The sequence below is a fragment of the Pseudoalteromonas sp. RWi3 genome (assembly GCF_054960735.1).
Map to the genome: position 1 here is coordinate 14,953 of NZ_JBHNYL010000022.1, position 20,188 is coordinate 35,140.

Genomic DNA, 20,188 nt, shown 5'->3' on the forward strand with positions numbered 1-20,188 from the left:
ATTGCGCTTTTTTCTCATTGTGAATGGTCTGACAAGGTTGAATCTCATTGCTTTTTTTTATTCATGCCTAATAATGACAGATCAAATTTAAAAGACATCGCTAAGCTTGGAATTATGACTACAAATACCGATCCAAATTATCTTTATATTCATCACTCAGGCCCGGGCTTGATCGAAACTCCTCTATTAAATAAAGGTAGTGCATTTACTCAAAAAGAGCGGGAAAGTTTTAACCTAGCGGGTTTGTTGCCGCCACGTTATGAAACTATTGAAGAACAAGTTGAGCGTTGTTATCAACAATATTCAAGTTTTAGTGATAATCTCAATAAGCATATATATTTACGTGCAATACAAGATAATAATGAAACATTGTATTATCGTTTAGTGCGTGATCATCTTGAAGAAATGCTACCAATTATATATACCCCAACAGTCGGTGATGCTTGTGAAAAATTCTCAGACATCTATCGCAGTGCACGTGGCTTATTCATTTCATATGAAGATCGCTATCAAATAGACGATATCCTGCGTAATGCGACCAAAGGTAAAGTTAAGGTTATTGTTGTTACCGATGGTGAGCGTATTTTAGGCCTTGGCGACCAAGGTATTGGTGGCATGGGTATTCCGATTGGTAAATTATCTCTTTACACAGCATGTGGTGGTATTAGCCCTGCTTATACATTACCTGTGATGCTAGATGTGGGCACTAATAACGAAAAATTATTAAATGACCCAATGTACATGGGAGCACGCCATAAACGTATAGCCCAAGATGAATATGATGAATTTTTAGATCTATTTATTAAGGCAGTGAAACGTCGCTGGCCTAATGTGCTTTTACAATTTGAAGACTTTGCACAACCTAATGCGATGCCTTTACTTAAACGCTATCGCAATGAAATTTGCAGCTTTAACGATGATATTCAAGGTACAGCCTCTATAACCGTGGGGTCTTTATTGGCTGCATGTCGTGTTAAGGGTGAAAAAATTTCAGAGCAAAAAGTCGTGTTCGTTGGTGCGGGCTCTGCAGGGTGTGGTATTGCTGAGCAAATCATTAGCCAAATGGTTTCTGAGGGAATTTCGGATACACAAGCGAGAAGCCAAATTTTTATGGTTGATCGTTTTGGTTTGCTAACACAAGGAATGCAAGGGCTTCGTGACTTCCAACAAGCTTTGTCTCAACAAACCGACGATTTAGCACAGTGGACTTACAGTGGTGAATTTGCATCATTATTAGATGTTATGCACTGTGCTCAACCTGATATTTTAATTGGTGTGTCTGGCCAACCAGGTTTATTTACCGAGCAAGTTATTCGCGCTATGCATAGTAATTGTGCACAGCCGATTATCTTTCCATTAAGTAATCCGTCTAAGCAAGTAGAAGCATTACCAGAGGACGTAATTAAATGGACCGATGGCAAAGCGCTTGTTGCAACTGGTAGCCCATTCTCGCCGGTTGTTTATAATGGTCAGACGTTCCCAATTCCACAATGTAATAACAGTTATATTTTCCCAGGTATTGGTTTAGGTGTTATTGCTGCAAAGGCAACCAGAATTACCGATGCAATGCTGATGGTTTCAAGTGAAATATTAGCAGAGTCTTCACCGCGAGCTAACACCGGTGAGGGTAGCTTGTTACCCGCGCTGACTGAAATTGAAACCTTAAGTAAACGGATTGCGTTTGGGGTAGCAAAAAAAGCGATTGAAGAAGGTGTGGCACTTGAGATAACTGATGATATGTTATGGGCCGCAATCGATAAAAATTATTGGTTACCTAAGTATCGTAATTATAAACGTGTAAGTAACTAAAGCAGTAATTGAAAAACAGACTTCGGTCTGTTTTTTTTCGCTTGTTCATTTTCGATTAACCACGTACGGTATCTAATAGACGGAATTTAATTATTAAGGAATGTTATGCGTTATTTACCTTTACTTGCTGCGGCACTCACTTTTAATGTGTTTGCTGAAAGTACACCAAGTGCGCCGCATATTTATATTCAAGGCCAAGCAGAAATTACCACGGCTGCTGACACTGTCTTACTAAACGTCGGTATTGTAGAAATTGATAAAGACTTACTAGCTGCAAAAAATAAAGCTGACAAAACCATGGCTAAAGCAATTAAGCTTGCTAAAAATTCTGGTGCTTTAGATAAAGACATAAATGCAGGGCAGATCAATATATACCGTGAAACCAAGTACAATAGGCAAACAAATGCTCAAGAATTTGTTGGTTTTAGAGTATCGCGTAACATAACAATTAAGCTCAATTCAATTGATAAATATCCAACGCTGTTACAAAGCTTAGTTAACGAAGGTATAAACCAAATTAACAACACGCAATTTGTATCAAGCAAATATAATGAATTACACCAGCAAGCACAAAAGTTAGCAATAAAAGATGCCCGTCAAGCAGCGAAAGAGTTTGCTAGTGACTTCGGTGTAGAAATAAAGGGGTTGTACAGTGCGTCAATGAGCCCGATGGATACCAGTGTACAACCTTACGCAAGAGCTAAAATGGCTATGTTATCTGATAGTGAGTCAGGAGGCGTAGTTCCTGATTCATATCATGCAGGGGAAATTACAATTTCTGCATCAAGTTATGCAATTTACTTAATCGAAAATTAAAAGATACACCACGGTGAGAAATATACTTCTCACTGTGGCTAAGTTCTATATCTTATATGTAAACCTCTTTAATAGAATTTCACCTTTCTTTGGTGAAATTCTTTGTATTGATTTGAGCATATTTATTACTTCGGTTCTATCATATTGGTTAGACGTTTGTTCGTTTATGTCGTCAACTATTGCCGTTAAATAATTAAATAAATTTACTGTAGCTTGCTCATTTTCGTGCGCCGTAAACAAAATATTTTTGAACGCTTCTAGTATATTAGTCATAACATAGGCGTCTGATTTTGCATAATTACGCAGCGGAGTAAAGTTATCATGAAGTAGTTCTTCAAACGATGTCTCGTGAATATAAAGAAGCGGATATTTATTTGCGTGTTTGAATGAATAGTTTATATCGCTGATTTTTAACCTTTCAATTAATAAAATACTTAACATATCAATAGCTTTTACTGCTGTGCCAGGATCGTTTATACCGGGGCTCATTGCTTTAACTGCAATCTCTGATATTTGGGTTAAACCGTAGCGATAATGATCGCTAATATATTCTTCGATATAAAAAATAAAGCAATTTAATAACTTTTCAACTAACTCTGGTTTGTCAGATAAATCACTGTCACACTTCAAAAATGGGTAGCCTTTAACAGTGAAGTAGCCTTGATTAACAACAATGTAAATTTTAATTTTTTCTTGAGCAAGAATTTCACAGAGTTTTTCAGAATTAACCCCTTTAAAATAACCCTCAGTTGTACTTTCAATCGAGTGCCATGATTCAAACTCAGGGAATTCTTTTATTGGATTCGCCTTCTGGCGTTCGATAACATCTGTGATTTCTTTTTTAGTATGCTTAAACAAATCATTTAGAACATTATCAACTTGAATAGCTTTTGAAATTGAATGGATAAAGTAAACAAATAGACCTAAAGATATTAAGCCAAAAATGAGTGAAATGAGCACACCTAAAGAGGGGATCGCAACATAATCCTCCATCTGCTTAATATTAATTAGCATAATAATTGCGTAAATTATGCTACCAAGATAAAAACCAAGTACCAGTTGATGTGATTTTTTAGTAACAAGACCGGGGATTACACGCGGCGATAAATTAGCGCTGGCAGTATTTAAGACAACCATGACCATTGAAAAACTGAATACCGTTAGCGAGATAACACTGCCTGCAAGCGTGCTTAGAATAGTCCGCGCATTTTCTTCACTATCAACTAACAACACGTTTATTTGATCTTTTAACTGTGAGATAGGTGACGTATATTCAATTGATACTGTTATAGTGGCTAAAATAAGAAAACTAATTGATAAAACAGATGGGTAAAAGCCTATGCTATTAATCATTTCTCTATAATTGTTGGCAATTTTGCGTGGTGTGAACATACTTTTCCTTTTGACCTGTTTTATCAACAAGGTAACATAAAAAACTAGTTTGTTGCTGGCTATTTAAAAAGAGATCTTGTGCTATCATAGTGAAAAATATTTGGAATTAAATTGTGATTATCTCTTTTTACGCAGCTGTCTTAGCATTTATGTATATTCACCTTAGCATGAAGGTAGTAAAGGTTCGAAAAGCGAATAAAATCTCTTTAGGAACAGATAACAACGAATCATTGATAAGAGCAACTCGCGCCCATGGAAATTTTATTGAGTATGTACCTTTTGCACTTATTTTAATTTTTTTAGCTGAGTTTCAGGGATTGGGTAGCCATTACTGCCATCTTTTAGGTGGCTTATTAGTATTTGGCCGTATTTGTCACAGCATTGCGTTAACAGATGGTACCTTTAAACTACGTGTTATAGGTATGATATCAACGTTTGCAGTACTTGCGTTATCTGCATTTTTCTTGCTGTTTAATCGGTTCTTTTAATATGAAATCATGGTCTTTTTGTATCGCTATAGCTGTGCTCTTTACCCCGATAACAGCCAACGGCACAGACTCTATTGCAGAAGAGACAACTCGGTTAGACGTGTATTATCCAAAACCTGAACGTGATTATGAAAAAGAAAGTTGGTATCCATTAGTCCTATTAAAATTTGCTCTAGAACACAGTGAATACGAACACACATTACAAGAGTCGGTTAACATGGTACAAAGTCGCTCTTTAAAAGAGTTGGTTGAAGGCCAATTAGTTAATGTCGCTTGGTCAATGACAAGTATTGAAAGAGAAAGAGATTTAATGCCAGTCAGAATACCCATATATAAAGGGTTGTATGGGCTTCGTTTATTATTAACAACAAAAGACAAGCTTATAAAATTTGACAAAATTAATAGTGCAACTGAACTTTCTAACCTCGATTTTATTCAAGGTCATGACTGGCCTGATACAACTATTTTGCAGGATAATGGTTTCGAAGTATCAACGTCTACAAGTTATGAGGCTTTATTTAGTATGTTACATAAAGGGCGAGGGGATGCATTTCCGCGCTCTATTTTAGAAACTGGATGGGAGCTAAAACAGCTTGAGTCTGATACTGATATAACAGTGGTTCCTAATATAGCAATAAAATATCCAGCGGCAATATATTATTTTGTTAACCCTAGTCGTCCAGACATCCACAAAGCTATTTCAATTGGATTAAAGCGAATGCATGAAAGTGGTAAATTTGACGAGCTTTTTAATCATTATTTTACCGAAGCAATTAAAAATGCAAAGCTCGAACAAAAAACCATTATTCCACTGACAAATAGTCATATGTCAGAGTTAACACCTCTTAATATCACTAATTTTTGGTTTGACCCAGAATCAATAAAGACACCCATTCAATAAAATGAACATCAACCGAATTTTTATTGTAGGCCTACCAAGAACTGGCACCACAAGTGTATGCAATACATTTTTAGAGTTGGGATTTAAGACCGCTCATACAGCTTATACTAAACAGTGCTTTAATAATGCTCAAGTTATTGCTGATACTCCAATTTTTAATGACTTTAAAGCTTTAGATAAACGATATCCACATTCAAAGTTCATTTATTTAGAGCGAGAAATTGAGTTGTGGGTGCCTTCTATACGTCAACTATTGCAAAGAATGTATAATAACCTGACACGAGAAGATGGTGGTTTCAACCCTCATATTAAGCGCTGTTACTTAAATACATTTAAAAACTTATCTGTACAAAATATGGCCTGCGATATCTATTTTAAAGAGCAATACTTGCAGCATTTTGAACAAGCCCAAAGCTATTTTAAAAATAGAGAGAATGATTTTTTATCTATTAATATAAGTAAAAAAGAGAGCTTTGAGCAACTATGCACTTTTTTAAATTGCTCAGTCCCAGAAGGCTTAAGCGACTTTGAAAAAATGAACATAGGCGGAAAAGTAACAGCTTGGAATAAAATTAAGCATCCGCTTAAAATTGACTCTACAGCAAATGGAAAAATAGATAAGGTTGTATATTAACTTTGTGCTGCTACAAGATTTTATCGATTGATTACGGTAAAATTGCGCTATTGAATTTAAAGTAAGTTATACCATGTTTGAATTAAAATACCATACTCCGTTTTCATGGACTGAGGCTGTACTAGCCGATTTTGATACCTTTTTACAAGATCATGCTGCTGCTGAAAAAAAAGCATCGGGCATGGCTATGTCTATGTTATCGCATTACCCAGATCGCCGTAAGCTTGTTAAAGCAATGACAGATTTAGCTCTGGAAGAAATGATACATTTTAAGCAAGTTTTGAAGCTTCTAATTGACCGTGACGTAAATTTAGGTAACGACCAAAAAGACCCTTATGTTAAGCAAATTCGTGCTGTTTTTAGAAATGGTCGTGATGAATTTTTAATGGATAGATTGCTTGTTGGCGCAGTAATAGAGGCGAGGGGGCATGAACGTTTTTCTTTAGTTGCTAAAGCATTACCTGAGGGAAAAGAAAAAGAATTCTATGTGGCTATTGCGAAGTCAGAGGAAAAACACAAGAATTTATTTGTTGAGCTTGCGTATGAATACTTTGACAAAGCAGAGGTAGACGTGCGATTAGAGGAAATTTTAATAGCAGAAGCTAATATTTGTAAAAAAATTCCATTTACCGCTGCGCTGCATTAGAAACTGCCCCAAGTAAGTTATGTTAAATAGGCTATTAAATTATTTTAACAGCCTAATTCCTCAATACTATTCATTAAATAAATCGAGCAATCAACTTATATTCTGCAAATAAAGGTCACATTCATTTAATCCTATTATAATTATTAAACAAAGCATAGCTGCTTGATCAAATTATTAGTATTTGAAAGTTTAATGACTATTTAAATAATGGGATAAGGAGATGACCATGAAATTAATGACGGCTTTAACAACTGTGTCTTTGATTGGAATAGGGGTTTTGAGTAGCTTTATCTATTCAGAATATAAAGTACTTCAATCTAATAAAAATGTGCGTGAAATATCCAGCAGTATGTATCAGTCTATAATTTGGCAAATGGATGCATACAATAACCGTACGTTCTATAACCAAACAAAAAGCTTTTTTGATGATAGAGTCATAAATATGCTTGAGTATGAACAGCTTAAGTCACTCGCTCAAAATCAATCGGCTCCCATGGTATATATTAGTTTATCAAACGAAGAGCTTTTGCATACAAAAGAGCTGTTTACTGAAAGATTGACTACCCACAAACATAATGACTTATTAGCGATAAATTAAGTTAGACTTTTGTCTTTAATTGATCAAAGTTATAACAAGATCAAATGTAGCATTGATTTTTTACACTCAGTGTTAAATCTTATCTAAAATATATGATACTCACTTTAAAAGCGTGGATCATTTTATGATAAATCATATCGGTATTTTAACCTCGGGTGGTGACGCACCCGGTATGAATACAGCGCTATATGCAGTTGTAAAAACAGCTCAACAATTTAATATTAAAGTAACTGGCATTCGCAAGGGCTTTGAGGGGCTGATCAACAATGATTTAATTTCTTTAGATCTTGAAACGTTACAAGCAACAATGCACTTGGGTGGCACAATTTTAAAAACAGCTCGTTGTGAAGCTTTTAAAACAGAACAAGGCCGACAAAGCGCTATTAATACTATTAATGACAACGAAATTGATGCGCTAATTATTATTGGTGGTGATGGAAGTTTTAAAGGCGCTATGTGGTTAATGCAGTTATGTGACATTCAATGCATTGGTATTCCTGGAACAATTGATAATGACTTAGCAGGCACTGATTATACGCTTGGGTTTGATACCGCGGTCAACACATCAATGCAGTGTATTGATAAAATAAGAGATACAGCAGAGTCACATAATCGTGTATTTGTAATTGAAGTTATGGGCAGAGACTCAGGTTATATTGCTGCATACTCTGGATTAACGTCTGGTGCAGATTCAATTTTAATCCCAGAAAGTAAAAATGATATTTTGCGTTTACTCGCTAAGATCAAAAGTTATCACAGTGAACATGCATTTATCGTTGTCGTTGCTGAGGGAGATGAAACTGGAACTGATTTAGTTTGTAATAAAATAAAATCAATAAATCCACTTATCGATGTTCGATTAACAAAACTTGGCCATTTACAACGTGGTGGTAATCCGACTGCAAATGATCGCATGCTGGCAATTGGGCTGGGTAGTTTAAGTGTTCATGCACTAGTAGAGAATAAAACAGGTGTAATGACAGGGATCATTAATAATAAATATTGTTTAACTAAGTTTGAAAGCGTTTTTAAAAAGCATGAAATAACAGAAGAAGTAGATGAGCTTTTATCAATATTTTCCAGGTAACTGATTAAGCGATTTAAAGTTCTAAAAGAGGGCTGTACTGATAGCTAATTTGTATTTAATTATCTTATTTAACATAATATAAATTATAGGTTATTAATGTATAGCAATGTATATTTATGATTCCCCCTTACTTCCACACGCACTATGTCCAATACTAGACGGTATCGGACATTTTGATGATTTATTTCAAATAGTTGGTTTTATTACAGTATCTTTCTTGAGCTTCATTATCGCTTAGCTTAGTATTAAATTACAATTTAAGCTGTATCACAAGAAGTAAACAACATGGAATTTGTGCGCCCGTTAGAACCTATTTTGATTATTGATGATGTTCAAGATATTCGTGACTACTTGAATCAAATCTTAACTGAGCTAGGTTTTGAAGATATTTTAGAAAGCCGTGATTTTGAATCTGCAAAATCGCTAATCAAAGAAAAATCCCCTAATGTCATCTTTCTTGATATAGAGTTACCTGATACAGATGGTACTGAAATTCTCGAATATCTGAATGATAATTACCCACATACCCATGTTGTAATGTGCTCCGGACATAATAGTTTAGAGAATGTACAAAATACTTGGGAGCTCGGTGCTAAAGGCTTTATTGCCAAGCCTTTTAACGCGAAAAAAGTTGATACAGTAATGAAGCGATTAGAAATAGTCGAACATTTTTAAGGTTACTATGCATTCTACAGTCACAGATATTATTGATGATTTATCACAGGTTATATTTGGTAAAAAAACACAAATTAAACTCGCCTTAACGTGCTTATTTAGTCAAGGCCATTTACTGATTGAAGACTTACCTGGCATGGGAAAAACCACCCTATCTCATGCACTTGCATCTGTTTTAGGTTTGTCTTATCAGCGAGTTCAATTCACCAGTGACTTACTGCCATCGGATATTTTAGGTGCCAGTATTTTTAACTCAAATGAGCACACCTTTACATTTCATAAAGGGCCCGTTTTTAGTCAAGTTGTGTTAGCCGATGAAATAAACCGTGCTGGACCAAAAACGCAAAGTGCACTGTTAGAGGCAATGGAAGAAAAACAAGTATCGATGGATGGTGATATATACCCCCTACCAACACCATTTTTCGTTATTGCTACACAAAACCCTTTATATCAAGCAGGTACTTACCCTCTACCTGAGTCACAATTAGACCGTTTTATGATGCGAATAAGTTTAGGTTTTCCCCCAAAGGAAGCAGAAAGAAAGCTAATTTTAGGTGTTAATAATCGTGATTATGATGCGCTTCCTAAACGGATAAACTCTTCTCAACTAATTGATATACAATCTGAAATTTCAAAAATGACTATTGCAGTTCCCATCATTGATTATATTATTGAACTTGTATCTTACACCCGACAGAGCGGTGTTTTTACTAATCCGTTGTCGCCAAGAGCAAGTGTTGCATTGGGTAAAGCTGCACAGGCCTGGGCTTATATTGAAGGTAGAGACTTTGTAATTCCCGATGATGTGCAAACTGTGTTTAAAAGCGTGGCAGCTCATCGATTAGGAATTGATGAGCAAACAAGCGAATTACAAATAAAACAGTTACTAAACGCTGTTCCTGTGCCCTTGTAAAATATGCTATTTGCAAAAATAATAAAAAATAAAAGTAGTGGTTTTTTATTTACTAACTTTAAAAAAGCACTCTTTACTAAGCTGCTAAAAAATAAACATACCGGCAATTCACTTACTCTAAAACATAATACGATTTATGTTCTTCCTTCAAAAATGGGCTGCGGTTTTTTATTTGTCGCAGTATTGAATTTTATATTAGGGATTAATTATCAAAACAACCTAATCTTGGCTATGGCTTATTTAATGCTTGTTGTTTTGGTAATGGCTATTTTGGTTGGCTATTCCAATGTTAAAGGTTTAACTATTCACTTTAAAGCAAAATATAGTGACTACTCCCCTATTTCACCGCGCTTAGTTTTTGATATTTCAACAGATAAATTATGTCAGTCACTCCAATTTATTTATCAAAATAAATTATTGCATCACCTAAATGACATAAAAGATAAGACAAACATTACAATATCATTGCCTTATAAAAACAGAGGTAGTTATCCGTTAGAACGAATAAAATTATTAAGCCAGTATCCATTTGGTTTAGTTTCTGTTTGGAGTTACATGCAAATCGAAGAAACTGTTTTTGTATACCCTAAGCAAGTTAATCCGAATAAAAATAATAACTTTATGAATGATGTACAAAACGACAACGGCAATTTAAAACGTGGCAATGGAATTGATGAATTTGATACCTTAGTTGACCATCAACATGGTATGGGGTTGCAAAGAGTATCGTGGAAACATTATGCAAAAACACAGCAATTGATGGTGAAAGAGTTTGTTAACTTTGCCTCAACACCGATGACCTACGATTATTCTCAATTACAAGGTAATGCCGAAACAAGATTAAGCCATCTAAGCTTTTTGATCACCCAAGCTCATTTACACGATCATGGTTTTGCACTTAAATTAAATAACCAGCTTTATCCCATGGCTAAAGGCCCCGAACACTTTACTGCATGTTTAACTGCATTGAGTCGTTTTAACTTGAGTGCTGAGAGCCAAGATGCAAAAAATCCATAACGAAAAATCAATAAACCTTAATTTGTCAATAATTTATGGCATGGTTGTTTTATTTATCATGTCTGAACTGACCCCTGTATTTACTGCATTATTGTCTTTTTTATGTGTGTGGAATTTTGTAATCACCTTAATGAATAAGCCTAAACCAAGCACATTATTCGCAAATATTTTGGCTGGTATTTCACTCGTACTGTTATTTTACGATATCGGATTCGGTGATACAGTGACTTTGTTTGTTGCCATGCTTATTTTGTCTAGCCTGTTTAAATTGTTACAAGCCAAGTCCAAAAAGCATTATCAAACGATTGTTTTACTGAGTTTTTTTAGTTTATCAACTGTCTATCTATTTTCGCAGTCAATTGTTGCAACATTATGTGTGAGCATTTTATATGTGTTTAACTTTGCCGCGCTTGCACTTATAGAAAATAAACATAGTTTAAAAGTTGCCTCTAAGCAAAGCGGTAAAATGTTATTACTTGCTTTACCTGTGGCTGTTTTCTTATTGTTATTTTTACCAAAACTCCCCGCTTTTTGGCAACTACCAGGGCCAAAACTTGCTAAAACCGGGTTATCTGAAAGTGTTAACCCTTTTAATATTGCAAAACTTTCTCGTTCAGACGAGCTTGTTTTTAGAGCGAAATTAAGTACAAATAACCCCCCTGCATCACCATACTACTGGCGAGCTATAATTCATGATGAATTTGATGGTTCTACTTGGTTAGTATCGGATTTATTAAAAAGCCAACAACGTAATAAAACGTCTGCAAACGATACGAACAAATTTAATTCACAATACACAATTATTGCCGAGCCCTCTTCAAAGCCTTGGCTATATGGCATAGGCCAAGCATATTCACCAAACTCTGATGTAAAAACTACTGAGCAAGGTTTACTGATTCGCAAGCGTTACTTAAGTAATACTATAAATTACGAGGTAAAAAGTTCGACCTTTAATGATCCACAATTAAACGAAATTAATCGCTATCAAAATTTAACAATTCGAAATTCTGAACAAACAAATATGCAATCTCAACAATTTGCGTTGTCTTTATATAAAAAACATAACAACGACAGCGCATTTGTAACCGCCTTAACAGATTATTTTTTAAATAAGGGTTTTGCTTATACCCTTACACCAGAGCCTATGACAGGTGATAACACTATCGATGAATTTATGTTTAATAATAAACGGGGATTTTGTGGCCATTATGCCAGTGCTGCAGCGTTTATGTTTAGAACTGTAGGTATTCCTGCCAGAGTGGTATCTGGTTATTTAGGCGGAGAGTTAAATGAACAAGATGAATATCTAAGTGTTTATCAATATGATGCTCACGCTTGGGTTGAGGTATTTATAAAAGGTAAAGGCTGGCAAATTTTTGATGCAACCGCTGTTGTTTCCCCTGAACGTTTGAGCGGTTCACTTTCACAGATGCAATCTCTTAATAGTGAATTTACAAGCAACTTAGAATTTAGCTTACTAAGATTCAATCAAATACCAGGCTTTAATTGGCTGCGATTAAATTTAGAAAATTTAGATTATAAATGGACAAACTGGGTGCTTGGCTTTGATCAACAAAAACAGAGTTCATTTTTAAATAGTCTGTTTGGTAACAGCCAACTATGGAAAATTTCTTTATTCGTTATTTTAACTATCATCACTATTTTTATTAACTATTTTGTTTATTTAAATTGGCCTAAAAAAGCAATACTGAATGAGCATCTGCTTGCTAAGCACTATAAAGAAATTCAGCATTGGTGCACTAAAAATGGTTTTAACCACAGTGTTAGCCAGACTCCACTACAATATCTTAATCAAGCGAGTGAATACTTTGCTGAGAAAGGTTCACTTTTCCTGCAGTTTGCTCAGTTATACAGCGATGTGCGATATAAAGGTGATGAATTTACTCAGCAACGTAAAAATCACAGCTATGATCTGGTAAAATCAATTAAAACAAAAGCTAAGAGATCTCTATGAACGCAGTTGTAATTGGTGTTTTATTAATGCTTGGGCTAACGTTGGCTCGTGTAAATGTTATTGTTGCTATGACACTAAGCGCGTTGGTTGCGGGGTTAAGCGCTGGGCTTGGCTTAACAGAAACATTGAATGCATTTAATGCGGGTTTATCCGGCGGCGCAGAAATCGCCCTTAGTTATGCCATGCTGGGTGCGTTTGCTGTTGCGATTTCAAAATCAGGTCTTACCAGGATTCTCGCTGCGAAACTATTATCACAAGTGAACAATTCAGAGAAAGGCGAAAGCGCGCTTAGCTACTTTATATTATCGATAATATTAGTATGTGCTATATCGTCGCAGAATCTTATCCCAGTGCATATTGCTTTTATTCCAATTTTGATCCCGCCATTATTAATTGTATTTAATAAGCTGCGGTTAGACCGTAGAGCCATAGCCTGTATTTTAACGTTTGGCCTTGCAACCTCTTATATGGTGCTACCATACGGGTTTGGCGGAATTTATTTATATTCAATATTACATAAAAATTTGGTCGAAAATGGACTAGTAATTATTAATACGCAAGTCCCCATAGCCATGATAATACCTGCAATTGGCATGTTTATCGGGCTCTTGATAGCGGTATTTATTAGCTACAGAAAACGCCGCATATATAAAACAAATGAATTAGAAGAACAAACAATCAACGTAACTGTTCAGCAGCCAAAAAAAGTATTGTTGGTTGGTATCACTGCGGTATTAACGTCATTAATAGCTCAGAATGTAAGTGGCTCGATGATATTAGGCGGCCTTGTTGGTGTAATGATATTTAGCTTATTTGGTATTGTTAAATGGGAGCAAAATAACGACGTATTTAGCAAAGGTGTTGCTATGATGGCAATGATTGGCTTTATTATGATTGCAGCTCAAGGGTTTGCTTCGGTTATGAAAGCGACTGATGACGTTGCGTCTTTAGTGCAAAGTGCCGCTGGTGTTATTGAAGGCAATCAACCTTTGGCTGCAGCATTAATCTTATTAGTAGGCTTAATGATCACCATGGGAATTGGTAGTTCATTTTCAACCGTGCCAATAATAGCTACCCTTTTCGTCCCATTGTGTTTAGAGTTAAACTTTTCTGTTATGGCAACTGCTGCTCTTGTTGGTACGGCAGGTGCTTTAGGTGATGCAGGCTCCCCGGCTTCAGATTCAACATTAGGCCCAACCTCTGGTTTAAATGCAGACGGCCAACACGATCATATTTGGGACTCTGTTGTGCCAACCTTTATTCACTTTAACCTCCCTTTGCTAACCTTTGGTTGGATAGCAGCCATGGTTTTATAAATAATTGATCAGTAAAAATTGTTTTTTACTGATTACTATAATTTTATATCTATATATTTACTGCAAAGTTTAGCTAATTACAACAAAAAGTATGATGTGTTCTTTTCCATAGGTAATAATAGCACTCTCTGCGAGTGCTATTAGATAGTTAGATTTCTTCTAAACTTAAAAACCGTAAATCATTTTATCGCACACTACTGGTGTTGGTCTGTGATTATCATCAACAGCAACGAAAGTAAAGCTGCCTGTAATGGCAGAATGCTTGTCATCTTTATGCATTGTTTCTAAGAATATTTCTACATCAACACGTAAACTAGTATTACCAACATGCACTACTTTAGAGATAAGTTCTGCAAACGTGCCTGCAGGAATTGCCTCTTTAAAATCAACTCTATCAGATGAAATAGTTACTAGGGGTTTACGGCAAAAGCGTGTTGCTGCGATAAACGCAACTTCATCCATCCAAGCTAGAGCGTCACCACCAAACAATGTATTGTGGTGATTTGTGCGACCTGGAAAAACGGTTTTTGTCACAGAGGTAGTTGATTCTATTATTCGTTGTGCAATGATTTCATCGCGGTTAACTTCAGTTGTCATGTTCTCTACTTTTTCTTCGCTAAGGTGTCTATCATCATAAGTGCAGGATCCAGGCGCTCGCCTTTCCAGTTAAATCGCCAATCTAAATGAGGGCCAGTTACTCGCCCTGTAGCACCTATTTCAGCAATTTTTTCACCGCGTTTTATCTCATCACCCACTTTTACATCTAATTTGCTTAAATGGATATAGGTTGAGGTAACACTATGACCGTGATCTAGAATAAGTGTTCCACCAGAGTAATATAAATCATTATCAGCAAAAACGACCGTTCCGCTAACTGGTGCATACACAGGGCTACCTGTTTTATTGGCAATGTCTAAACCAAAGTGAGGACGACGCGGCTCACCATTAAAGTAACGTTGACTGCCATACACACCTGAAATTCGCCCTTGGGCAGGTTTATAAACAGGGTCTAGAAAGTACGTTAAATCTGAGTCAACTTTACGTGCGTTTCTAACAGCAACCGCTTCACGACTGATACGCTCACTGACTTCTTTAGGTGGCGATACATATTTTTTAGCAACACCGGTAATTTTATCAATATCGTAGTCGCGTTTAGTTATAAGCAATGACTGCTTATGTTTTTTGCCTGCTTTGTCTACCCACGTTAATTCATGATTAAGCTTAGAATCACGACCAAAGCCGAAAACAAATGTACCATCAGCCGTGGTTTTTAACTTTTCGCCATTAAAAATTACTGATTTTACGCCATCAAGCTTACCAGTGACTAAACCACCTTGTGTGAGATTACCTTTGAGTTCAACGCCGTGTGCAAAAACGCTCAATGAGGTTAGTACACAGGCAAAAATCATTTTATGCATAACAAATTGACCCCTTAGCAACCCCTTCATAAGCCGTCACCTTAACGTTAGAGTCACAGTATTCAGACTTAATCTGCTGTGCTAAATAAGCTGCAATGCATTCAACAGTGGTATCTACTGGTAAAATATCACAGCGGTCCTTACTTATGGCCATTTCAAAATAACCTTGCGCTGCGCTATACGCAAAGCAAAGGTCAGACTCTTTCGCTTTAACATGTTTTAATTGTGACGAGTTAATTTTATCCTCAGCAGTAGCTAAATAAATATCTTGCCATTTGTCTGCCCACTGCTTTTGAATACTAGGCATAGCCATTCCATCTAAAGAGACGCCTAACTGAGAACGATGGCCATGTATAATACGCTGGCAATTACCATCATGCTTTTTAAGTCCATGACTGTAATGGTAGTAAAAGCTTTTACTGTGTTCAGGCTTTAATTCGATTTCAATTTTATCAATATTGCTTGGTAGCTGCGGCATGATAGTAGCAGTTAAAAATTCTATTACTGCTTGCTCATCAATTACGGGGGAATCAATTAAACAATATGCCTGATTAGGTGCACTCATAGCTAAATGATAATTATCACCAAATGTACAATCAAGCGTTTTGTAATCTCCATGAGATACAACCTCACCATTTATTTGTGAAGGTATTGCTAATTTATGATCTATACATTCATCAATAATGCCTTTGATTTGTTTTTTTACAAGACCAAAATCAAGAACCATAGACTCTTTATTAAGCTTGCCATGAAGCGTTAAATCAACAATCCAGCTTTCGCCAACTGCGCCTCGTTTATTACACAAGTAAGAAAAATCAATTACGGTAAGTGCGTTAACAAAAAGGATCATAAACTTCCTTTAATATGGTTAAAAAATCAAAGTGATTATAATGATTTTTACTCGTAATTGCGCGATCTAATCGCACAATTAGCATGTTCTTTACCTAACCGGTGATATTTCATGCAGAAATATTATTTTTTTAACTGCTCAGAGTTGTTTGGCGTACAAGTGTACGCTAAAGTACTCTGCAATTTCTAAGCGACGAAAAAGTGTTATGGAACCTAAAAATAACTATACAAAAGAAGAGTTGATCCTGTGTGGTCAAGGTGAAATGTTCGGTGAAGGCAATTGCCGTTTACCAAGTGATAACATGTTAATGATGGATCGTATCATCTCAATCACTGATGATGGTGGCGAACATGGCAAAGGTCAAATCGTTGCTGAACTCGATATTGACCCAAACCTTTGGTTTTTTGATTGTCACTTTAAGGGTGACCCTGTTATGCCTGGCTGCCTTGGCTTAGATGCAATGTGGCAGCTTGTCGGCTTTTTCCTTGGTTGGTCTGGTGGTCCAGGTTTAGGCCGAGCACTAGGTGTAGGTGAAGTAAAATTCACAGGACAAATTCTGCCAACAGCTAAAAAAGTAACTTACCGTTTAGATATGAAGCGTGTAATCAAGCGTAAATTATTTATGGGCATGGCTGATGGAACTGTAGAAGTTGATGGTCGAGTTATATATGAAGCAAAAGACTTAAAAGTAGGCTTATTCCAAGATACGAGTGCATTCTAATTCGATTAAAATGTAACAACAAAAACGCCCTCATTCGAGGGCGTTTTTGCTTAAAATTCGTATATAAAATTATGTTTTATACATGTTGCGATTTTCTATCGCTTCACGCCAACCACCTAACCATTCTGATTTAGGGTCTACTTGTTGATAAGGGCAAATATCTTTTGAACGTCCTGCCAAACCTGCTTTAAAACCTTGAGAATGAGCTCTTTCTAACCGATCTCTTTTCTGTCTCTTCATAGGTAAATCCTCACCTTTTATATTTATAAATTTGTAGTGCTAATGACATCTACAATTAATGAATAGTTAATAAAAGTGTTAAATTCAAATCATAAAAGCAATTAAATAAATTGACTTTAACTAAGCTGCTGATGCGAAAATGAATTAACATTTATAAAAGCAAAGTGGTCAAACCACAAAATTACATTCAATATTTATATAAAAAAATTACGACTATCTAATCGTTAAACGCAGTCTCCTGCCTATAATGTGACTATCTTTATTGAACTAAAGTTCATCAATAAATTGTAATTATGACAAGTTTATTACAAACAACTAATAATTAAGGATTTATACTTTCATAAACTATGATTCGAAAAAATGTGTAAATAACATACAAAACACTTGTATTTTTAAATACGATCGGTCTAATATGGGGTATGCAAATAAATGAGCAAAATCCACCTAGACGTGGTCGGCCACCAAAAGTAATCCGAAGTAATGCAGATACCAAAGCACTACTTATAGCTACAGGGCTTGAAACATTAACAGAATTTGGCTTCAGTGCCACAGGTATAGACACTATTTTAAAAAAAGTAGGCGTACCTAAAGGTTCTTTTTATCACTACTTTAAAAGTAAGGATGATTTTGGCTTAACTGTAATAGACGCATACAATGATTATTTTGTTGCCAAATTAAATCGATATTTAAAGCAAGATGATGTGCCTCATTTAGAACGCTTAATAAATTTTACTCAAAGTGCCTCAACGGGTATGCAAAAATATAACTTCAGTCGGGGTTGTTTAATTGGTAATTTAAACCAAGAGCTCAATCATTTATCTGAAGAATTTAAAACTAAACTATTACTTAGCTATCAACAGTGGCAGCTACAAGTACAACAGTGTATTGAAGGTGCACAAGAGCACAAGTTAGTCAGTAAACATATTGATGCAGCTCAAATGAGCGAATTTTTTTGGGTTGGCTGGGAAGGTGCGGTTATGCGGGCTAAACTTGTTAAAAATTCGCAGCCATTATTGCTTTACACAGAAATGTTTTTACGTGCGCTACTTAGGTAGCGCCTTTTTTTACCAATTAAAAGACGATCGGTCTAAAAGGATTAGTAATGGAAAATTTATTCAAAGCTATTGTTATCAATAAATCTGATGATATTCCCTACTCTGCTAAGTGTGACTCTATAGACACTAACTCGTTACCTGATAACGATGTGAGCATAAATGTATTGTACAGCACACTTAATTATAAAGATGGGCTTGCAATAACAGGCAAAGGCCCTGTAGTTCGAAATTTCCCTATGGTCCCGGGGATCGATCTTGTAGGCGAAGTATCTAGCTGTAAGACAGGTGAGTTTCAACCCGGCGACACCGTAATTTTAAATGGTTTTGGTGTGGGTGAAAAACATTGGGGCGGGCTTGCTCAAAAAGCATGTTTAAGTGCTGATTGGTTAATTGCCATTCCTGCAGGATTAACAGCAAAACAAACTATGCAAATAGGCACTGCAGGCTATACAGCAATGCTTAGTGTTATTGCACTGGAAAAACAAGGTATCACACCCGAATCAGGTGATATTTTGGTTACAGGTGCTAATGGCGGTGTTGGCAGCTTTGCTATTTATTTACTCAATAAACTAGGTTTTAATGTTGTTGCAGTAACCGGTCGCCCAGAGCAATCAGACTATTTAACAAACCTTGGCGCTAAACAAATCATCCATAGGGACGAGTTTTCAAGTCCAGGAAAACCGTTGGCTAAAGAGCGCTTTGCAGCTGCAATAGATTCTGTGGGTAGTCATACCCTCGCTAATATTTGCGCATCTTTAAAATACGGCGGTGTTGTAACTGCCTGTGGTCTTGCCCAAGGAATGGATTTACCAGCTTCAGTTGCCCCTTTTATTTTACGCGGGGTTTCGCTGATAGGCATTGACAGTGTAATGCGCCCTAAAGCTGACCGAATAGAGGCGTGGAATAGACTCAGTTCTTTAGTCAGCGCAGAACACCTTGACACCATAAGCAATGAAATAAGCTTAAATGATGTGATCAAATCTGCAGATGAGCTAATGGCAGGTAAAGTAAGAGGACGTGTTGTGGTCAATTGCCAAAAACTTTAATGCTCATTTATATAGAGCTGTTAGATAAATGACAGCTTTATCTTAGAGTTTTCACTATCTAATTACTGATTTAAAAATTATAATTGCGCTATTAGAAATTGAAATGAGAGTGACCATGAGTAACGAAGAATTATTCGGTAATAACCCGTTGCAAGGCGTTAAACTTGAGCAGGTTGTATCTGAACTAGTTGATCAATACGGCTGGGAATTATTAAATGCTTATTTGCAGCTGAATTGCTTTAAAAATAATCCAGACCTTAAGTCTGCGGTAAAATTTTTACGTAAGACTCAATGGGCGCAAGACAAAGTAGAAAACTTTTACCTTTACCGTTTAAAAAACTTACCTAAACCTGATGATGTTCAGTATCAGCTTCCACCTCGTGATCGTGTAATTCCAGAAGATCACAAACCAGGTGAACCGTGTGAACTAAGCTTTAGTGATGCTAAGCGAATACAGGCAAAAAAAGAAGCGAAAGACCGCGCTCGAACACGCAAGCAACGTTCAAACGCAAGTAACCCTTGGGGCAACTAGTTAGGTGCTAGGTGCTAGGTGCTAGGTGCTAGGTGCTAGGTGCTAGGTGCTAGGTGCTA

22 protein-coding genes are annotated in these 20,188 nt (G+C 36.1%); 17 read left to right on the forward strand and 5 right to left on the reverse strand.

The annotated features are described in order from the left end of the window. Positions 1 to 114: 114 nt before the first annotated feature. Both ACFI4Z_RS17760 and ACFI4Z_RS17765 read left to right on the forward strand, forming a co-directional pair. Positions 115 to 1,809, forward strand: coding sequence for an NAD-dependent malic enzyme (locus ACFI4Z_RS17760; RefSeq protein WP_462671708.1), 1,695 nt, complete (start codon positions 115 to 117; stop codon positions 1,807 to 1,809). A gap of 105 nt (positions 1,810 to 1,914) precedes the next feature. Then, entirely contained in the window at positions 1,915 to 2,625 is a 711-nt protein-coding gene (locus tag ACFI4Z_RS17765) for an SIMPL domain-containing protein (protein WP_462671709.1), read from the forward strand. A gap of 45 nt (positions 2,626 to 2,670) precedes the next feature. On the opposite strand, the gene ACFI4Z_RS17770 is transcribed toward ACFI4Z_RS17765, so the two are convergent. Continuing rightward, a complete protein-coding gene (locus ACFI4Z_RS17770) occupies positions 2,671 to 4,017 on the reverse strand; it encodes a DUF2254 domain-containing protein (RefSeq protein ID WP_462671710.1) in 1,347 nt (448 codons plus the stop codon). A gap of 113 nt (positions 4,018 to 4,130) precedes the next feature. Between ACFI4Z_RS17770 and ACFI4Z_RS17775 the strand changes: the two genes are divergently transcribed. From ACFI4Z_RS17775 to ACFI4Z_RS17825, 11 genes are all read left to right on the forward strand, one after another. Beyond that, positions 4,131 to 4,505, forward strand: coding sequence for an MAPEG family protein (locus tag ACFI4Z_RS17775; protein WP_462671711.1), 375 nt, complete (start codon positions 4,131 to 4,133; stop codon positions 4,503 to 4,505). 1 nt (position 4,506) lies between these two features. Beyond that, the gene (locus ACFI4Z_RS17780) at positions 4,507 to 5,406 is read left to right on the forward strand and encodes a hypothetical protein (protein WP_462671712.1); all 900 of its coding nucleotides are present in this window, start codon (positions 4,507 to 4,509) and stop codon (positions 5,404 to 5,406) included. A 7-nt stretch (positions 5,407 to 5,413) separates the two neighbouring features. Continuing rightward, entirely contained in the window at positions 5,414 to 6,040 is a 627-nt protein-coding gene (locus tag ACFI4Z_RS17785; protein WP_462671729.1) for a sulfotransferase, read from the forward strand. A 73-nt stretch (positions 6,041 to 6,113) separates the two neighbouring features. Further along, positions 6,114 to 6,686 (forward strand): MiaE family protein, encoded by a 573-nt coding sequence (locus tag ACFI4Z_RS17790; RefSeq protein WP_462671713.1) that lies wholly within the window; start codon positions 6,114 to 6,116, stop codon positions 6,684 to 6,686. Positions 6,687 to 6,912: 226 nt separating this feature from the next. Then, a complete protein-coding gene (locus tag ACFI4Z_RS17795; RefSeq protein WP_462671714.1) occupies positions 6,913 to 7,284 on the forward strand; it encodes a hypothetical protein in 372 nt (123 codons plus the stop codon). Positions 7,285 to 7,408: 124 nt separating this feature from the next. After that, positions 7,409 to 8,371 carry an ATP-dependent 6-phosphofructokinase gene (locus ACFI4Z_RS17800; protein WP_462671715.1) on the forward strand — a complete coding sequence of 321 codons (963 nt, stop codon included), beginning with the start codon at positions 7,409 to 7,411 and terminating at the stop codon, positions 8,369 to 8,371. A 285-nt stretch (positions 8,372 to 8,656) separates the two neighbouring features. Next, positions 8,657 to 9,046 (forward strand): response regulator, encoded by a 390-nt coding sequence (locus ACFI4Z_RS17805; protein WP_462671716.1) that lies wholly within the window; start codon positions 8,657 to 8,659, stop codon positions 9,044 to 9,046. Positions 9,047 to 9,053: 7 nt separating this feature from the next. After that, entirely contained in the window at positions 9,054 to 9,959 is a 906-nt protein-coding gene (locus ACFI4Z_RS17810) for an AAA family ATPase (protein WP_462671717.1), read from the forward strand. Positions 9,960 to 10,202: 243 nt separating this feature from the next. Further along, positions 10,203 to 10,976, forward strand: coding sequence for a DUF58 domain-containing protein (locus ACFI4Z_RS17815; protein ID WP_462671718.1), 774 nt, complete (start codon positions 10,203 to 10,205; stop codon positions 10,974 to 10,976). Further along, a complete protein-coding gene (locus tag ACFI4Z_RS17820) occupies positions 10,960 to 12,951 on the forward strand; it encodes a transglutaminase TgpA family protein (protein ID WP_462671719.1) in 1,992 nt (663 codons plus the stop codon). The genes ACFI4Z_RS17815 and ACFI4Z_RS17820 overlap by 17 nt, the downstream gene beginning before the upstream one ends. Beyond that, on the forward strand, positions 12,948 to 14,267 hold the full coding sequence (locus ACFI4Z_RS17825; RefSeq protein ID WP_462671720.1) for a Na+/H+ antiporter family protein: 1,320 nt from the start codon (positions 12,948 to 12,950) through the stop codon (positions 14,265 to 14,267). The genes ACFI4Z_RS17820 and ACFI4Z_RS17825 overlap by 4 nt, the downstream gene beginning before the upstream one ends. Before the next feature lie 165 nt (positions 14,268 to 14,432). Here the strand turns inward: ACFI4Z_RS17825 and ACFI4Z_RS17830 are convergent, their stop codons facing one another. From ACFI4Z_RS17830 to ACFI4Z_RS17840, 3 genes are read right to left on the reverse strand one after another with little or no spacing between them, the layout of a single operon-like run. Then, positions 14,433 to 14,864, reverse strand: coding sequence for an acyl-CoA thioesterase (locus ACFI4Z_RS17830; RefSeq protein WP_058558794.1), 432 nt, complete (start codon positions 14,862 to 14,864; stop codon positions 14,433 to 14,435). Between the two features lie 5 nt (positions 14,865 to 14,869). Further along, entirely contained in the window at positions 14,870 to 15,685 is an 816-nt protein-coding gene (locus tag ACFI4Z_RS17835) for a M23 family metallopeptidase (RefSeq protein ID WP_462671721.1), read from the reverse strand. After that, a complete protein-coding gene (locus ACFI4Z_RS17840) occupies positions 15,678 to 16,535 on the reverse strand; it encodes a 6-carboxytetrahydropterin synthase (protein ID WP_462671722.1) in 858 nt (285 codons plus the stop codon). Before ACFI4Z_RS17840 ends, ACFI4Z_RS17835 begins: the two co-directional genes overlap by 8 nt. 205 nt (positions 16,536 to 16,740) lie before the next feature. On the opposite strand from ACFI4Z_RS17840, the gene fabA reads away from it, so the two are divergent. Then, positions 16,741 to 17,256, forward strand: a complete 516-nt coding sequence (gene fabA, locus ACFI4Z_RS17845; protein ID WP_462671723.1) for a bifunctional 3-hydroxydecanoyl-ACP dehydratase/trans-2-decenoyl-ACP isomerase — start codon at positions 16,741 to 16,743, stop codon at positions 17,254 to 17,256. Positions 17,257 to 17,325: 69 nt separating this feature from the next. On the opposite strand, the gene rmf is transcribed toward fabA, so the two are convergent. Beyond that, positions 17,326 to 17,496 carry a ribosome modulation factor gene (gene rmf / locus ACFI4Z_RS17850; RefSeq protein ID WP_058558798.1) on the reverse strand — a complete coding sequence of 57 codons (171 nt, stop codon included), beginning with the start codon at positions 17,494 to 17,496 and terminating at the stop codon, positions 17,326 to 17,328. Positions 17,497 to 17,915: 419 nt separating this feature from the next. On the opposite strand from rmf, the gene acuR reads away from it, so the two are divergent. The 3 genes from acuR to ACFI4Z_RS17865 all read left to right on the forward strand — a co-directional run bounded on the left by acuR (position 17,916) and on the right by ACFI4Z_RS17865 (position 20,129). Further along, positions 17,916 to 18,551: an acrylate utilization transcriptional regulator AcuR gene (gene acuR, locus ACFI4Z_RS17855; protein ID WP_462671724.1), complete on the forward strand. Its 636-nt coding sequence runs from the start codon at positions 17,916 to 17,918 to the stop codon at positions 18,549 to 18,551. 47 nt (positions 18,552 to 18,598) lie between these two features. Further along, positions 18,599 to 19,597 carry an acrylyl-CoA reductase (NADPH) gene (gene acuI, locus ACFI4Z_RS17860; RefSeq protein ID WP_462671725.1) on the forward strand — a complete coding sequence of 333 codons (999 nt, stop codon included), beginning with the start codon at positions 18,599 to 18,601 and terminating at the stop codon, positions 19,595 to 19,597. A 115-nt stretch (positions 19,598 to 19,712) separates the two neighbouring features. Continuing rightward, positions 19,713 to 20,129: a VF530 family protein gene (locus tag ACFI4Z_RS17865; RefSeq protein ID WP_462671726.1), complete on the forward strand. Its 417-nt coding sequence runs from the start codon at positions 19,713 to 19,715 to the stop codon at positions 20,127 to 20,129. Positions 20,130 to 20,188 lie beyond the last annotated feature (59 nt).

Bases quoted from the DNA above. Each gene is read 5' to 3' on its own strand.
- ACFI4Z_RS17805 (WP_462671716.1), top strand. From the start codon at position 8,657: ATGGAATTTGTGCGCCCGTTAGAACCTATTTTGATTATTGATGATGTT.
- ACFI4Z_RS17800 (WP_462671715.1), top strand. From the start codon at position 7,409: ATGATAAATCATATCGGTATTTTAACCTCGGGTGGTGACGCACCCGGT.
- acuI (WP_462671725.1), top strand. From the start codon at position 18,599: ATGGAAAATTTATTCAAAGCTATTGTTATCAATAAATCTGATGATATT.
- ACFI4Z_RS17765 (WP_462671709.1), top strand. From the start codon at position 1,915: ATGCGTTATTTACCTTTACTTGCTGCGGCACTCACTTTTAATGTGTTT.
- rmf (WP_058558798.1), bottom strand. From the start codon at position 17,496: ATGAAGAGACAGAAAAGAGATCGGTTAGAAAGAGCTCATTCTCAAGGT.
- ACFI4Z_RS17840 (WP_462671722.1), bottom strand. From the start codon at position 16,535: ATGATCCTTTTTGTTAACGCACTTACCGTAATTGATTTTTCTTACTTG.
- ACFI4Z_RS17790 (WP_462671713.1), top strand. From the start codon at position 6,114: ATGTTTGAATTAAAATACCATACTCCGTTTTCATGGACTGAGGCTGTA.
- fabA (WP_462671723.1), top strand. From the start codon at position 16,741: ATGGAACCTAAAAATAACTATACAAAAGAAGAGTTGATCCTGTGTGGT.
- ACFI4Z_RS17780 (WP_462671712.1), top strand. From the start codon at position 4,507: ATGAAATCATGGTCTTTTTGTATCGCTATAGCTGTGCTCTTTACCCCG.
- ACFI4Z_RS17825 (WP_462671720.1), top strand. From the start codon at position 12,948: ATGAACGCAGTTGTAATTGGTGTTTTATTAATGCTTGGGCTAACGTTG.
- ACFI4Z_RS17830 (WP_058558794.1), bottom strand. From the start codon at position 14,864: ATGACAACTGAAGTTAACCGCGATGAAATCATTGCACAACGAATAATA.
- ACFI4Z_RS17835 (WP_462671721.1), bottom strand. From the start codon at position 15,685: ATGCATAAAATGATTTTTGCCTGTGTACTAACCTCATTGAGCGTTTTT.
- ACFI4Z_RS17810 (WP_462671717.1), top strand. From the start codon at position 9,054: ATGCATTCTACAGTCACAGATATTATTGATGATTTATCACAGGTTATA.
- ACFI4Z_RS17770 (WP_462671710.1), bottom strand. From the start codon at position 4,017: ATGTTCACACCACGCAAAATTGCCAACAATTATAGAGAAATGATTAAT.
- ACFI4Z_RS17820 (WP_462671719.1), top strand. From the start codon at position 10,960: ATGCAAAAAATCCATAACGAAAAATCAATAAACCTTAATTTGTCAATA.
- ACFI4Z_RS17865 (WP_462671726.1), top strand. From the start codon at position 19,713: ATGAGTAACGAAGAATTATTCGGTAATAACCCGTTGCAAGGCGTTAAA.
- ACFI4Z_RS17815 (WP_462671718.1), top strand. From the start codon at position 10,203: ATGCTTGTTGTTTTGGTAATGGCTATTTTGGTTGGCTATTCCAATGTT.
- ACFI4Z_RS17795 (WP_462671714.1), top strand. From the start codon at position 6,913: ATGAAATTAATGACGGCTTTAACAACTGTGTCTTTGATTGGAATAGGG.
- acuR (WP_462671724.1), top strand. From the start codon at position 17,916: ATGCAAATAAATGAGCAAAATCCACCTAGACGTGGTCGGCCACCAAAA.
- ACFI4Z_RS17760 (WP_462671708.1), top strand. From the start codon at position 115: ATGACTACAAATACCGATCCAAATTATCTTTATATTCATCACTCAGGC.